This window comes from Psychrobacter sp. 1Y4, from assembly GCF_051847555.1.
The window spans coordinates 1-519 of sequence record NZ_JBPYDE010001151.1 but is presented as its reverse complement, the minus strand read 5'-3'; the positions used below and the strand labels follow the sequence as shown (position 1 = coordinate 519).

1 pseudogene is annotated in these 519 nt (G+C 45.7%); it reads left to right on the top strand.

The features are described from left to right. A pseudogene (locus ACS8FC_RS20880) lies at window positions 1–519 on the top strand (NUDIX domain-containing protein); the annotation flags it as partial.

Below are 519 nucleotides of genomic sequence, written 5' to 3'. Positions count from 1 at the left end.
ATTGCTCAAAATATTATCGTCAAGCTTGGGCGTTTGCATCACGACTATGGTGACAAGCAGGTGAGCTTGCAGGTGTATAAAATCGAGCTAACCGCACAGCAGTATGATCAGCACAAAGACTGTGAATATGGCCTAGAAGGGCAGGCAATGACTTGGGTTGATAAGTCTAAGTTACTAGCAGGAGAGTATCATCTGCCCGCTGCCAATAAAACTATTTTGGAGTGGCTGAAACTTCCTACAAAAATAGCGATTACGTATCCACTTGCGCATTTTTCTGCCCAGCCAAATTCCGCAGCAGCATGGGTACACTATCATCGAGAACAGTTGGCACCAGAGTCTTGGGTTTATATCCGACTAAAAGCGTCTGAGTCAGAATATATTGCCGAGCAGCTAATGGATGTGCGTCCAGATATTCTAGCGATTTTGCCGTATGACAATGACTGTCAGCACTCCAAAACGACAAGTACAGGTGCAATGGTAGAGGCAAAAACGAGTCGTCCGATTGTCGCTAGACACCTG